At 39.7% G+C, this 14,377-nt stretch carries 9 protein-coding genes and 8 tRNA genes; 4 read left to right on the forward strand and 13 right to left on the reverse strand.

What is annotated here, in order from left to right; all coding sequences use genetic code 11:
• Positions 1-268: 268 nt before the first annotated feature.
• Positions 269-1,684 (forward strand): alanine/glycine:cation symporter family protein, encoded by a 1,416-nt coding sequence (locus CXF64_RS17140; RefSeq protein ID WP_010555303.1) that lies wholly within the window; start codon positions 269-271, stop codon positions 1,682-1,684.
• Positions 1,685-2,610: 926 nt separating this feature from the next.
• Here CXF64_RS17140 and CXF64_RS17145 read toward each other — a convergent pair.
• The 12 genes from CXF64_RS17145 to CXF64_RS17200 form a co-directional block, all read right to left on the reverse strand.
• Positions 2,611-2,697 (reverse strand) — tRNA-Leu (locus CXF64_RS17145).
• Between the two features lie 38 nt (positions 2,698-2,735).
• Positions 2,736-2,809 (reverse strand) — tRNA-Cys (locus CXF64_RS17150).
• Positions 2,810-2,828: 19 nt separating this feature from the next.
• Positions 2,829-2,904: transfer RNA gene (locus tag CXF64_RS17155), tRNA-Gly, on the reverse strand.
• 49 nt (positions 2,905-2,953) lie between these two features.
• Positions 2,954-3,040 (reverse strand) — tRNA-Leu (locus tag CXF64_RS17160).
• A gap of 39 nt (positions 3,041-3,079) precedes the next feature.
• Positions 3,080-3,155, reverse strand: a tRNA-Gly gene (locus CXF64_RS17165).
• Between the two features lie 64 nt (positions 3,156-3,219).
• Positions 3,220-3,306, reverse strand: a tRNA-Leu gene (locus tag CXF64_RS17170).
• A gap of 37 nt (positions 3,307-3,343) precedes the next feature.
• Positions 3,344-3,417, reverse strand: a tRNA-Cys gene (locus tag CXF64_RS17175).
• Positions 3,418-3,449: 32 nt separating this feature from the next.
• Positions 3,450-3,525: transfer RNA gene (locus CXF64_RS17180), tRNA-Gly, on the reverse strand.
• Positions 3,526-3,737: 212 nt separating this feature from the next.
• Positions 3,738-4,283: a CDP-diacylglycerol--glycerol-3-phosphate 3-phosphatidyltransferase gene (gene pgsA / locus CXF64_RS17185; RefSeq protein ID WP_032827134.1), complete on the reverse strand. Its 546-nt coding sequence runs from the start codon at positions 4,281-4,283 to the stop codon at positions 3,738-3,740.
• Positions 4,284-4,325: 42 nt separating this feature from the next.
• Positions 4,326-6,149: an excinuclease ABC subunit UvrC gene (gene uvrC / locus CXF64_RS17190; RefSeq protein ID WP_021032122.1), complete on the reverse strand. Its 1,824-nt coding sequence runs from the start codon at positions 6,147-6,149 to the stop codon at positions 4,326-4,328.
• A 9-nt stretch (positions 6,150-6,158) separates the two neighbouring features.
• Positions 6,159-6,809, reverse strand: a complete 651-nt coding sequence (gene uvrY, locus CXF64_RS17195) for a UvrY/SirA/GacA family response regulator transcription factor (RefSeq protein WP_002963136.1) — start codon at positions 6,807-6,809, stop codon at positions 6,159-6,161.
• Between the two features lie 108 nt (positions 6,810-6,917).
• Positions 6,918-8,069, reverse strand: a complete 1,152-nt coding sequence (locus CXF64_RS17200) for a dicarboxylate/amino acid:cation symporter (protein ID WP_101217607.1) — start codon at positions 8,067-8,069, stop codon at positions 6,918-6,920.
• A gap of 362 nt (positions 8,070-8,431) precedes the next feature.
• Between CXF64_RS17200 and cysK the strand changes: the two genes are divergently transcribed.
• Positions 8,432-9,400 (forward strand): cysteine synthase A, encoded by a 969-nt coding sequence (gene cysK, locus CXF64_RS17205; protein WP_002963138.1) that lies wholly within the window; start codon positions 8,432-8,434, stop codon positions 9,398-9,400.
• A 142-nt stretch (positions 9,401-9,542) separates the two neighbouring features.
• Positions 9,543-9,977: a hypothetical protein gene (locus CXF64_RS17210; RefSeq protein ID WP_007587009.1), complete on the forward strand. Its 435-nt coding sequence runs from the start codon at positions 9,543-9,545 to the stop codon at positions 9,975-9,977.
• 76 nt (positions 9,978-10,053) lie between these two features.
• Here CXF64_RS17210 and CXF64_RS17215 read toward each other — a convergent pair whose 3' ends face one another.
• Entirely contained in the window at positions 10,054-12,330 is a 2,277-nt protein-coding gene (locus tag CXF64_RS17215; protein WP_024591299.1) for an acyl-CoA dehydrogenase, read from the reverse strand.
• 167 nt (positions 12,331-12,497) lie between these two features.
• Here CXF64_RS17215 and CXF64_RS17220 point away from each other — a divergent pair, with 167 nt between their 5' ends.
• A complete protein-coding gene (locus CXF64_RS17220) occupies positions 12,498-14,345 on the forward strand; it encodes a M2 family metallopeptidase (RefSeq protein ID WP_101217608.1) in 1,848 nt (615 codons plus the stop codon).
• Positions 14,346-14,377 lie beyond the last annotated feature (32 nt).

Consider the following 14,377-nt stretch of genomic DNA (forward strand, 5'->3'; position numbering starts at 1 on the left):
AGTTCGTGCCTCGCTATGCGTTGTCCGCTGCGCGTCGCCATATCCCGTCTCAGTGGGGTCGCATTATAGGGAGCGGCGGATTTTACGCAAGCGTTATTTGCATAAAATAGTAATTAAAATTAAGCCCCAAGCAAGCACACACGATAAGCACAAGTTACCCACAAAACCCTGTTGATAACTCTGTTTTTGAACTTTAAAACTAAACACTTTTATCCTGATGTGATAAGTTGCGGTCACTTTTTTTAACTCATGTATTTAGGCAGTATCCATGACAGACATAATAAACAGTATAAGTGCCCTTCTATGGGGCCAAGTTCTCGTCTACTTATTAATAGCAGCAGGCCTCTTCTTTACTTTTCGACTAGGCTTTATTCAGTTTGTGCAATTTCCACATATGTTCAAAGTTATGTTTGGCTCTCGTAAATGTGCCGATAACGAAATTTCATCCTTTCAGGCTTTTTGTACTTCGTTAGCTGCACGCGTTGGTACAGGTAATATGGCTGGTGTTGCTGTTGCCTTATACCTAGGTGGGCCAGGTGCTATTTTTTGGATGTGGCTGATTGCATTAATAGGTATGGCTACAAGCTTTGCTGAAAGTACTTTGGCTCAGGCTTATAAAACAAAAGATGCTGATGGCAATTTTAGAGGTGGCCCTGCTTATTATATGCAAAACGGTTTAGGTAAACGCTGGATGGGGACTTTATTCTCGTTATGCTTAATTTTAGCCTTTGGTTTGGTATTTAACGCCGTACAGTCAAACTCTATTGCTGCAGCATTTGAAGTAGCGTTTGATGTACCTAAGTATATAGTAGGCATTTGCTTGGTTATTGGCTCTGGTATTATTATTTTTGGTGGTTTGAAAACGATTTCTCGTTTTGCTGAAATGGTTGTCCCATTTATGGCATTAGCTTACTTGTTAGTGGCTCTTTATGTATGCGCTATTAACTTTACTGCATTACCTGATGTAATTGTACTTATAATAAAAAGTGCTTTTGGTATTGAACAAGCTGGTGCAGGTGCAATTGGTTATGGTGTTACACAAGCTATGATCCAAGGTATAAAGCGTGGCTTATTCTCAAACGAAGCTGGTATGGGTAGTGCAGCTAATGCTGCAGCCACTGCGACACCTTACCCTCCTCATCCAGCATCACAAGGTTATGTGCAAATGCTAGGTGTATTTATTGATACTATTGTTATTTGTACAGCGACTGCTTCTCTTATTTTACTATCGCAGCAATTAGTACCTGAATCTGGTGTTATGGGGATTGAACTTACACAAGCAGCATTACAAGAACATGTCGGCGACTGGGGTACTTACTTTATTGCCATTGCTATATTGTTTTTTGCTTTTACTTCTATTGTGGCTAATTACTCTTACGCTGAAACAAATTTAATGTTTTTAGAGCACAACTCTAATAAAGGTATGTTTATCTTTAGACTTGTTGTTTTAGGTATGGTGATGTTTGGTGCAGTTGGTGAGCTTGGTTTAATTTGGACGCTGGCAGATATATCAATGGGTTTAATGGCCATTGTAAACGTTATAGCACTATTTATGCTTTCAGGTGTTGTTGTATGGCTCTCTAAAGATTACAACGAACAACGCAAAAAAGGCTTAATACCCACCTTTGACAAAAGTAAGCATCCTAAACTTGCTAAAGAGGTCGATCCCGAGGCCTGGAAATAAACAATAAACAGCGAGCTACGGCTCGCTTTTTTAGTTCTAAAAATAAAAAGTCCTGACACATAGCACTCGATCATTTATAAGTAAAAGCTGTTACGGACGATAAGAACTGTATAGACATTATCTGATTATCAGCCTAGATAAGACAACCTACAAAAACAGATGTTTAATGCCCACAGCTCTGCATTATGTATAAGCACTTTATTGTTTACCTATTTGAAGTTCTCACCATAACTCTAGACTTACTCTTACCCGCGATTTTTAACTTCCAATGAGCATGTGTTAGTAACCAATTCGACAACTATACCAACCTGCATAAATCTCTGAGTAATTTAACGAATTAAATTGCACTATAACGTCGTTAAAAATTTTTATTTAGAACACTAGATACAAAAATTTTTGCCTAAATCTAGCGTAATTTCCTTAACCTTAAATAGACCCCATATATAAGCAGATTGGTATTACTTTATGCTACCAGCACATAGTTGTTTGAACTTTGCCTTCAAGGTTGTTTGCTCTCGAGGTGTAGATTGCTTTACTGTTTTGAATTTTTTAAAGCTAATGGCCTACTTTACTGGTTGGTATCATAAGTCTATGACGCTTAGTTCAGTTCAAAGTGTATTCATTAGCATTAAGTACTGTGTGTCGCTAAAGATTGCATGGCTGGTTTATTTGAGGCGCTATAGTATTGGGTTTGGGAATATTACATTATGCTTACTCATATATATCTTTAATACGATAGATATACAAACTCTTAATGAACTATCACACAACGCTATTATTGGGTAGACCATGCATAAAATAGTGCATATCAAGATAATATAAATCATAGAAAACATAAAAATGATAAATCAGGATTTTTACTGGATATTTTATAGATATTAGAAGATTCATTAGATATTTTTTAAGCAGAGCGCTTAATAGATAGATGGTGCCCGAGGCCGGACTTGAACCGGCACGACTTGTTAGTCGAGGGATTTTAAATCCCTTGTGTCTACCAATTCCACCACTCGGGCATCGAGTTTGCTAATTAAAGCGTGTGGAGTAAATTATATGGAGGCGGAACCCGGAGTCGAACCGAGGTAAACGGATTTGCAATCCGGTGCATGGCCACTCTGCCATTCCGCCTAAATGTATCCAAATAATTTGGAGCGGTACACGAGGCTCGAACTCGTGACCTCGACCTTGGCAAGGTCGCGCTCTACCAACTGAGCTAGTACCGCAAAATACTGTTTTATCAACTTCAAATCATCTTGGTAAAATAATTTAAAGTGGTGCCCGAGGCCGGACTTGAACCGGCACGACTTGTTAGTCGAGGGATTTTAAATCCCTTGTGTCTACCAATTCCACCACTCGGGCATCGAGTTTGCTATTAAAAGCAAGTGGATAAAACTAATATGGAGCGGTACACGAGGCTCGAACTCGTGACCTCGACCTTGGCAAGGTCGCGCTCTACCAACTGAGCTAGTACCGCATCATATTAATTCTAAATTAACCATTTTATAAATTACACTTGGTAATGTAATTAAACCACAAAGTGGTGCCCGAGGCCGGACTTGAACCGGCACGACTTGTTAGTCGAGGGATTTTAAATCCCTTGTGTCTACCAATTCCACCACTCGGGCATCGAGTTTGCTAATTAAAGCGTGTGGAGTGTTGAAATGGAGGCGGAACCCGGAGTCGAACCGAGGTAAACGGATTTGCAATCCGGTGCATGGCCACTCTGCCATTCCGCCCCAATACTGGAGTAATAACCTTGAGATAAACTTGGAGCGGTACACGAGGCTCGAACTCGTGACCTCGACCTTGGCAAGGTCGCGCTCTACCAACTGAGCTAGTACCGCATTTTATTTATCAGTTATTTGAATTAGCACATGATGATTTATGTGAACATTCAGGTAACTGATTAATTACCGTTTTGTTTATCTCGGGGGCTATGCCCTCTCAACACGGACGCATTCTACAGAGATTATTAAACGCGTCAATACAAAAAATGCTAGTTTTGAACTGTTTGCTTGTTTTTTATCTAAAACGGTGCGTTATTATACATTTAGAGTTAATTTTTAGTCAATTCACCCCATGCTGCACGTAAATATTGCATCATAGAACTCAAGGTTAAAAAGGTCGCAATGTACAGTAGTCCAAAACTTAAATAGTTCATCCACGTATCATATTGCCAAATCAAACCGATAATGGCTAACATTTGTGCAGCCGTCTTTATTTTACCCATATTTGATACAGCTACATTACCACGCTTACCCTGCTCTGCCATCCATTCACGAAGTGCAGATATGATAATTTCACGGCTTATTATAATAAGAGCAGGTATTGTCATATACATTGACTGGTACTGATCAGATAACGCTACAAGTGCAGCACATACCATTACTTTGTCAGCAACAGGATCTAAAAAAGCACCAAAAGGAGTTGATTGCTCAAGCTTTCTTGCCAAATAACCGTCTAATATATCGGTGATCGATGCAAGCCAAAAAATAAAGGCGGCAGCAAAAAAAGCCCAGCTATAAGGCAAATAAAATATCACCAAAAAAACGGGGATAAGAAAAAGTCTAAATGTTGTGAGTGTGTTTGGAATATTCCACATAACTACTTGGATATGTCTTTTTTGCTATATTCGCATGTAGGGCTAGCCCTTGTCATGCAAATGGTTAAATATCTTCTCAGCCATGTCAGGGCTGATCCCAGGAACTTTCTTTAACTGTTCTATATTAGCAGCTTTTACACCCTGCATGCCCCCTAAATATTTTAATAATGTTTGGCGACGCTTAGAACCTACTCCATTTATTTCTTCTAGTAGTGATTGTGTACGTTGTTTTTGTCGTTTATTACGATGCCCTGCAATAGCAAAACGGTGAGACTCATCACGTATATGCTGAATCAAATGAAGCGCAGGCGCATCTGAATCCATCGGAATGGTTTTGCGTCCACCGTCAATCAATAGTGTTTCAAGACCGGGTTTACGACTCGTTCCTTTTGCAACACCGACTAATAAAGGCATTTTAGTGTGCGGCCAATTAGAAAAGTACTGCTCAGCGCGTCCTAACTGCCCCTTACCGCCATCAATAAAGATAACGTCTGGAATTTTGTCTTCGTCTACTAACTTGTTATAGCGCTTGTTAAGTGCAAATTCCATTGCAGCATAATCATCGCCACCTGTAATACCTGTTACGTTGTAGCGCCTATACTCTTTTGTATTTGGGCCTTGTGAGTCAAATACAACACAACTTGCAACGGTGTTCTCCCCCATGGTGTGGCTTATATCAAAACACTCCATTCGGGTAATATCGTCAAGTCGCAGTGTTGCTTTTAATTGTGCATAACGTTTATTAATAGAGTCTTGGGTACTTTGTTTAACCGCAATACTGTTTAATGCATTTTTATTGGCCAGTTGTAAGTATTGCGCACGCTCACCACGAGTAACCACTTTAAGGATTACTTTGCGCTCACTTATTTGTGTAAGCGCTTCGCCGAGTGCCCCGCTCTCTTCTATTTCAAACGGTAATATGATTTCTTTTGCAATACGCCCTGTTGCTCCTGGCGCTAAATAGTACTGTCCTAAAAATGAAGTCAATATTTCTTGCTCACTCGAATCTTTAGGTACTTTTGGAAAATAGGTTTTACTACCCAGTACTTTATGATCGCGGATCATTAATAAATGAATGCCGTTTAACCCGTTTAAATGCGCAAAACCGACAACATCCATTTCTGCAAAGTTACCAGAAATAGACTGTTGCTCCTGCATTTTACGAAGTAGCATTATTTGGTCGCGAACTTTTGCCGCTAATTCAAAGTTTAATTGCAGGCTAGCTGCTTCCATTTTTTTTATTAAATCAGCAATAACTTCGTGAGATTTACCCGTTAAAAATTTACGAACATAGTCAACTTGCTCACTGTAATCATCATCAGTTACTTTATTTACACATGGAGCTGAGCAACGTTTAAGTTGATATTGCAGACACGGGCGACTTCTTGCGCGGTAATAAGCATCTTCACATTGACGAACAGGAAATATTTTTTGCATTAAGCGCAAGCTTTCAGATACCGCTCCTGCGCTTGGGAAAGGCCCAAAGTACTCGCCCTTAATTTTACGACTGCCACGATGAAATGCTAAACGAGGGTGTTTATGGCTAGTGAGTAAAATATAGGGGTACGACTTATCGTCACGTAATAATATGTTGTACCGAGGCTGATATTTTTTTATTAGATTATTTTCTAGCAGCAGCGCTTCGGTTTCAGTATTGGTGAGGGTGACTTCAATGTTACAAATATTACTCACTAAAACGCGTGTTTTGCTATCGGTAATGTTACTTCTAAAGTAACTGCTCACACGCTTTTTTAGATGCTTTGCTTTACCAACATAAATAACTTGGTTGTCACTATCAAGCATGCGGTATACGCCTGGCTCACTTGATAGCGTTTTGAGAAAATGTACGTGATCGAATTCAGACATAAATTATAGTTAGTACGAAACGTCTATATCAATCATTTTATGACGAATAGCTAAATGGGTAAGCTCAACATCACCACCTACATTTAACTTTTCAAACATACGGTAACGATAGCTATTTACTGTTTTAGAGCTTAGATTTAAGCGTTCAGCTATATTTTGTGCTTTTTCACCTTTGGTGATCATAAGCATAATTTGCAGTTCGCGCTCAGATAAACTCTGAAAAGGGTTTTCATCTGTGCGGCCTGTTACTTGTGCAAGCGCTATCTGCTGTGCAATTTCAGGTGCAATGTAACGCTGACCAGCATGAACACAACGAATGGCACGAACCATTTCGTCAGAGCCTGCACCTTTAGTTAAAAAGCCATGTGCACCAATTTGCATTACCTTGCTCGGAAACGGGTCTTCACAATTAACAGTAAGAACAATAATTTTTACATCTGGGCAGTAACGACAAATCTTTTTAGTCGCTTCTAATCCGCCCATGCCTGGCATATTCATATCCATTAATACTATGTTTGGCGCATGCTGACGACAAAACTGTACAGCCTCTTCGCCAGTTTTAGCTTCGCCAATTACTTTAAACCCTCGTACGTCATCAAGAATACGCTTGATTCCTGTTCGTACAAGTTCATGGTCATCAACTAAAAGTACATTAATCAATGGAACATCCTCACTTACCTAACAACATGCAATTTAATTAAATTAATTTGCCACAGTAACATACATAAAGCGAAACAATAATTAATATTATTGCCTCGCTCTAATAGTTTAAGATGACGATTTTTCGCTAAATCTGTCAACCCATAACGCAATGATACCATCACCCGTTACATTACACGCAGTACCAAAGCTATCTTGTGCTAAATAAAGTGCAATCATTAATGCAACAGCACCTTCATTAAACCCAAGCATGCTTGTTAATAAACCAAGCGCCGACATGACTGCACCACCTGGCGCACCCGGTGCTGCAATCATTACTACACCTAACATCATAATAAACGGTAGCATACCCATTAATGAAGGAACTTCCATGCTTGGCGATAAAAACATAACAGCCATTGCACAGGTTACTATAGTGATAGTTGAGCCAGATAAGTGAATAGTCGCGCAAAGTGGCACTGTAAAGTTAGCTACATCTTCTTTAACGTTATTTGCTTTACTTGATTGAAGCGATACTGGAATCGTTGCTGCACTTGACATAGTACCTAACGCTGTAAAGTAAGCTGGTAGCATATTTTTAACTAATTCGATTGGATTACGTTTTAACAATATACCTGTCGCTATATATAAAACGCTTAACCATAACCAATGCATAACAAGCGCTGCAATTAGTACTACACCAAATGTTTGCAACGTATCTACCACAGTGCCTGCCACCGTCATTTCGGCAAATACGCCAGCAATGTAAACTGGTAAAGCTGGAATAATTACTTTCGATAATAACCCGTCCACTACATCACGACCCTGATCAGACACCTTTTTAAGCGTATCAAGTTCTAGTTGGCTCATGCCTATACCAAATACAAAAGCAGTCACTAATGCGGTCATTACACCCATCAGAGGTGGAATTTCTAAATCAATAAAACTACCTATTTCAGTAGCAACTTCTGCTTCAAACGTAATACCACCGCTTAAAAACGGTATAACAGCACTTACTAATAAAAATGCAAGCGTACCGGCAATAATGGTAGAGCTGTAAGCAAACCCGACTGTTTTACCAAGTAAGTGACCAGACCCTTTTGGTAGGCCAGCAATACCCGATGCAATAAAAAATAAAATGATAAGAGGGATGGTAAAGGAGATAATTTGACCAATCAGCTCTTTTACTGTGAATAAAAGTTCAACACCAGTTATAGGTACATATAGTCCAACTAGGATACCGGCCACAATACCGGCAATTAATTTTAAGATTAACTTCATTGTGATTGCTTAATTGAATTTAGATACGTGTTTTTATCATGTTTTAGACGCATTGTGTGATAAAACTATTCAAGTTACATTCATATGCACAAATAACGAACAAATACAGCTTGTTCCAATGCTCTTTCGAACATTTTTTGACTAAACGAGTTTTTACTCTTTAAATTTCAAATTAAGCCCGCACCTATAATAACTAAAGCACCGTTAATAATTGATTTTTATTTCGGCTGGTTATAAGCCCAATAGATATATGTTATAGCCAAACTTTACTTTAGTTTTTTTAAACTCACAGTAAAGTGTGTTTATATAGTTAGTAGCAAAGGCTATTAACACGTTGATCAGATTGCATCCAAAGGAACATTATGTCTACTATTTTTGAAGATAACTCACTAAGCATCGGTAATACACCGCTGGTAAAACTTAACCGTGTTACAGGTGGGAATGTATACGCTAAAGTTGAATCTCGTAATCCAAGCTTTAGTATCAAATGCCGCATTGGTGCATCGATGATTTGGGAAGCTGAAAAGTCAGGTCAGCTTGTTGAAGGTAAAGAACTTATAGAACCAACGTCGGGGAACACCGGTATTGCACTTGCATTTGTTGCAGCAGCACGTGGTTACAAGTTAACACTTACTATGCCAAACACCATGAGCCTAGAACGTCGCAAGCTATTAAAAGCATTAGGTGCAAATCTAGTACTTACCGACGGTGCTAAAGGTATGAATGGCGCAATTGAAAAAGCAAAAGAAATTCAAGCAACAGCACCTGATAAGTATATTTTATTACAACAATTCGAAAACCCTGCAAACCCAAAAATTCACTTTGAAACAACAGGCCCTGAAATTTACGATGCGCTTGACGGCAAAGTAGACTTTTTTGTAGCAGGTGTAGGTACTGGTGGTACTATTACAGGTGTTAGCCGCTACCTTAAAACAGAAAAAGGTTTAAACGTTAAGTCTATTGCTGTTGAGCCAACTAACTCTCCTGTTATTAGCCAAACGCTTGCCGGTGAAGAAATTAAACCTGGCCCTCATAAAATCCAAGGTATTGGTGCTGGTTTTATCCCTGGCAACTTAGATATGGACTTAATTGATGGTGCCGAGCTTGTATCTAACGAAGACGCAATTGCAATGGCGCATCAGTTAATGAAAAAAGAAGGTATTTTAGTCGGTATTTCGTCAGGTGCTGCGGTTGTTGCAGCTAAGCGAATTGCTGAAAAACCTGAAAACGCAGATAAAAATATTGTTGTTATCCTACCTAGTGCAACTGAGCGTTACTTATCAAGCCCAATGTTTGATGAAGAGTTTAGTGAGCAAGAGTTAGTGCAATAAGTAATTTTAAGATTTTTGAAAGGATGCTTTAGGCATCCTTTTTTATTATTTATTATCCAATTTTCTATTTATTGCCCCCCATACCTTTACATCTTCCTAGATAAACCACACACTTTAAAAAAACTAATTAATAATAACTAATATGAAAAAAATCACGAGTTTATTAAGTTTGGTTATCTGTTTATTTTTATCAGCCTGTGGAGACGATACCAAAACACTTGGCGACACTCCTGGCGATACAGCAACCGCTTATTTTGATGCGCTTTATAACCAGCAAGACCTTCAAAAAGCCAGCACCATGGCAACACCCAATCTTACGCGCATCATGAAATCCTACGGCACTGCAAAACAGTTTTCCCGTAACTTAGTAAATATGCAATATGATGAAGTAACCATTGAAGTTGATATGACCAATATGAGCATCCGTGAACAATACGGTGATAACGCCAAAATAAACCTTATTTTTACCGGCTATTTAAATGGTGATAAAATTGACGAAATGCGCAGTGTAAAAATGCTTCGTAAAAAGGGCAAATGGTACATAGATAAAATAGTTGCCGACCCTTACGCTCGTTAAAATAAATGAATTAAACATAAAAAGGCCTTACATTTGTAAGGCCTTTTTCGCTTTAGTTAGTATTTAAAGTACTGCGCTACAGCTCACCTGGTTGAAAATTATCAACTGCAATGGCTTTCTTTCGTAACTTATTAGCGTGATGCATTGCATCAGCATCCGTTTGCTCTAATAACTTATTTTCAAGCGCATAATTTATAGCACCTTCAATATCAAGCGTTGCAGGCACACTGCCCTTACGCTGCCATTGTTTTAGATCTTTAAACTGCGCTTGCATATCATGCATAGCTAAAAATGCGCTTTCCATGACCCCTGTACCTGCATTTTCATCTACATAACATAAATGCGTTAAGCGGTTTCTAAATACACCCGGTTGAGTCATACGCTCACAAATACTTTGTGCTATTTCATCACTTGGTCTGTGGTAATGATTTCCAAGCGGGAAGACGATACGTTTAAGGGTAAAATTAACAACCGGATTTGAAAAGTTTTTAAAGAAGCCATTAAACGCTTGGCCAATTTCAAATAATGAGTTCTCAATAGCATATTTTACAAATGGTAAATCAGCTTGTTGGCGCCCTTCGTCTTCATAACGTTTTAAAACAGTTGATGCTAAGTACAAATGACTTAATACATCACCCAAACGTGCCGATATCATTTCTTTACGTTTAAGCTCACCGCCAAGCATTAACATAGCCACGTCTGTGCAAATAGCTAAGCCTCGGCTCATTCTGCTCAGTTGCTTATAATAAACAGCCGTTTCACCACCTACAGGCGCTTTAGCAAAATAACTACGTGTTAAGCCATGCACAAATGCCATACCTGCATTACTTGCTGCAAATATTATATGGTTCATTAATAAACCATCAAATTGTTCAAGTGCTGCGTCGTCATCTTCCATTGCAGCGGCTTCCATTTCTTTTAAAACAAATGGATGACAGCGTGTTGCACCTTGGCCAAATATCATTAAGTTACGCGTTAAAATATTCGCGCCTTCAACCGTAATTGATACTGGAATACCCATATAGCCATGCGCCAAATAGTTATTAGGCCCTACTTGAATTCCTTTACCTGAATGAATATCCATTGCATCATTCATTACCGTACGACCCATTTCAGTCATATGGTATTTAGCAATCGCTGTTACAACCGACGGGCTTAATTTTAAATCAATCGCACCTGCGGTCATTAATCTGCATGACTCAAGTGTGTAAGTTAAACCACCAATACGCGCAAGTGCCTCTTGCACGCCTTCAAATTGCCCTATAGATACACCAAACTGCTGGCGTACCATGGCATATGCCGATGTCATTTTTGAAGCTAAATGTCCAGTTGCTGCACTTAATGCCGGTAGTGATATACCACGCCCTGCACTTAAACACTCAACAAGCATTCTCCAGCCACGCCCTGCACACTCTTGACCACCAATGATCCAGTCCAGTGGTATAAATACATCTTTACCGTAAGTGGTACCATTCATGAAGGCCATATTAAGCGGATAATGACGCTCACCCGTTTCGACACCCGGATGATCGGTTGGTATTAGAGCACATGTAATGCCTAGCTCTTTCTTATCACCTAATAAAGCATCAGGGTCATACATTTTAAATGCTAAGCCGAGTACAGTAGCCACGGGTGCAAGTGTAATGTAACGCTTTGACCAATTTAAACGCAGGCCCATTACTTTCTCGCCATTATGCTCACCCATACACACCACGCCTGAATCAGGAATACTGCCAGCATCAGAGCCCGCCTCAGGTCCCGTTAATGCAAAACAAGGAACATCTGTACCATTAGCTAAACTTGGCAGCCAACGATCTTGCTGCTCTTTAGTACCATAGTGAAGAAGTAACTCGCCCGGACCTAAGCTATTAGGCACCATAACAGTGACTGCGGCTGTTAAGCTTTTAGTCGAAATTTTTGATACTATCGTTGAATTAGCAATTGCCGAGAACTCACGACCGCCAAATTTTTCAGGAATGATCAGCGCAAAAAAACCTTCTGTTTTTAGGTAATCCCACACTTCTTTTGGTAAGTCTTTGTCTTTTTGTACAATTTGATAATCATCAAGCATCGCCAATAAGGTTTCTACTTGGTTAGCCATAAATGCGTTTTCTTTATCGCTAAGCTCTGGTTTAGGAAAGCGGTGCAGTTTTTGCCAGTCTGGGTTACCACTAAATAACTCACCATCCCACCAAACATCACCTGCTTCCATCGCCTCTCGCTCTGTTTGCGATAATGGCGGAAGCACCTTTTTGAACATTTTAAACGTAGGACGACTAATCAAGTTTAGGCGAATATCTTTAACCGCAAAAATAACCACCACCACGACCAGCAATATTATAAATATTAACATGCGCACATTCCTTACACATTGAATGAAAATAGTAACTTAATTATGACCCATCTTAATTTAAATACAATCATTGCACGACGAGTCGTGAGCCTTAACGCATTCATTTTATTGTTTTAAACATCACTGCTATTATCAACGTTTTAATAACAATAAATTAAAGGAATAGCATGACCCCCTTTCGATTTAAACTAAGTATGAGCGCCTTAATGGTAGCAAGCACTCTTGCTTTAACGGCCTGCGATGCGCAAGTAACGATAGACACTACCGATTCAGCACACACTAAAAAAGCTGTAACAGCTAAAGATGCAAATACATTTATAACAAACACAGAAAAAGAACTAAGTGCACTTTATTTAGAATCGAGCCGAGCAGAATGGATTTACGCAAACTTTATTACTCATGATACGTCGGCTCTATCGGCTGAAGTTAACCGTAAAATGACCGAAACAGTCGTGCGTTTAGCAAATGAAGCTGCAAAATACGACGAACTAGAGCTTGATTACGATGCTCGTCGTAAACTTGATAAACTAAAACTAGCACTTACACTTCCTGCCCCACAAGACGCTGATAAAACAGCGCAACTTTCACAAATTGTCGCAGAGCTTGGCGGGCTATATGGTAAAGGTAAATACTGTAAAGAAGATGGCAGCTGTTTAAGCCTTGGCGACATGACTTCAAAAATGGCCACCAGCCGAGATTACAACGAACTACTTGATTTATGGCAAGGCTGGCGTGAAATATCAAAACCCATGCGCCCACTTTACGAGCGACAAGTAGCACTTACCAACGAAGGTGCAAAGGAGCTTGGTTATGCCGATACGGGCGCTATGTGGCGCAGTAAATACGATATGTCTGCTGATGACTTCACCACCGAGCTTGACCGTATTTGGGGCCAAGTTAAACCACTGTATAACTCGCTACACTGCCATGTTCGCGCAAAGTTAGGTGAAAAGTACGGCACCGACAAAGTACCTCAAGATCAGCCAATACCAGCGCACTTACTTGGTAATATGTGGGCGCAAGCATGGGGTAATATTTACGATGTAGTTGCACCAGAAAACGCCGATCCGGGTTACGACGTAACCGAGTTATTAGCTCAAAATAATTACGACGAACTTAAAATGGTAAAAGGGGCTGAAAACTTTTTTACCTCAATGGGTTTTGACGCACTACCAGAGACATTTTACGAGCGTTCACTGTTTGTAAAACCAAAAGACAGAGATGTGCAGTGTCATGCATCAGCATGGAATATCGATAGCAAAGACGATTTACGCATTAAAATGTGTATTCAGCGCACAGGCGAAGAGTTTTCAGTTATTCACCATGAATTAGGTCATAACTTTTATCAACGCGCATACAACAAGCAGCCTTTATTTTATCAAGAAAGTGCAAACGATGGTTTTCATGAAGCCATTGGTGACACCATTGCCTTATCGGTTACACCGGGTTACTTAAAAGAAATCGGCTTACTTGAACAAGTACCTGATGAATCTAAAGATATTGGTTTATTAATGAAAATGGCACTTGATAAAGTCGCCTTTGTGCCGTTTAGCTTAATGGTTGATCAGTGGCGCTGGCAGGTATTTTCAGGGGAAGTAGCACCGGAAAATTACAATAAAGCATGGTGGGAACTACGTGAAAAATACCAAGGAGTGCAAGCTCCTATCGCACGTAGCGAAAATGATTTTGATCCGGGTGCTAAGTACCACGTCCCGGGTAACACGCCTTATACACGTTACTTTTTAGCGCATATTTTGCAATTTGAGTTTCATCGCAGCTTATGTGAAATTGCCGGTAACGATAAAGCCATTCATCGCTGCTCTATTTATAACTCAAAAGAAGCAGGGGATAAGCTAAACGCTATGCTTGAAATGGGTTCGTCTCGCCCTTGGCAAGAGGCGCTTGAAACTGTAACAGGTAAGCCGCAAATGGATGCAACAGCAATGCTCGATTACTTTGCACCATTACAAACATATTTAGATAAACAAAACGAAGGCCGCAACTGCGGCTGGTAAATAGCGCTGAACAAAAAGCCCGCTCAAATGAG

The organism is Pseudoalteromonas sp. GutCa3, assembly GCF_002836155.1.
In the GTDB taxonomy this organism is placed as follows: domain Bacteria; phylum Pseudomonadota; class Gammaproteobacteria; order Enterobacterales; family Alteromonadaceae; genus Pseudoalteromonas; species Pseudoalteromonas arctica.

Excerpts from the sequence above, each read along its gene's own strand:
- CXF64_RS17140 (WP_010555303.1), top strand. The coding sequence starts at position 269 with ATGACAGACATAATAAACAGTATAAGTGCCCTTCTATGGGGCCAAGTT.
- pgsA (WP_032827134.1), bottom strand. The coding sequence starts at position 4,283 with ATGTGGAATATTCCAAACACACTCACAACATTTAGACTTTTTCTTATC.
- uvrC (WP_021032122.1), bottom strand. The coding sequence starts at position 6,149 with ATGTCTGAATTCGATCACGTACATTTTCTCAAAACGCTATCAAGTGAG.
- CXF64_RS17200 (WP_101217607.1), bottom strand. The coding sequence starts at position 8,069 with ATGAAGTTAATCTTAAAATTAATTGCCGGTATTGTGGCCGGTATCCTA.
- cysK (WP_002963138.1), top strand. The coding sequence starts at position 8,432 with ATGTCTACTATTTTTGAAGATAACTCACTAAGCATCGGTAATACACCG.
- CXF64_RS17210 (WP_007587009.1), top strand. The coding sequence starts at position 9,543 with ATGAAAAAAATCACGAGTTTATTAAGTTTGGTTATCTGTTTATTTTTA.
- CXF64_RS17215 (WP_024591299.1), bottom strand. The coding sequence starts at position 12,330 with ATGTTAATATTTATAATATTGCTGGTCGTGGTGGTGGTTATTTTTGCG.
- CXF64_RS17220 (WP_101217608.1), top strand. The coding sequence starts at position 12,498 with ATGACCCCCTTTCGATTTAAACTAAGTATGAGCGCCTTAATGGTAGCA.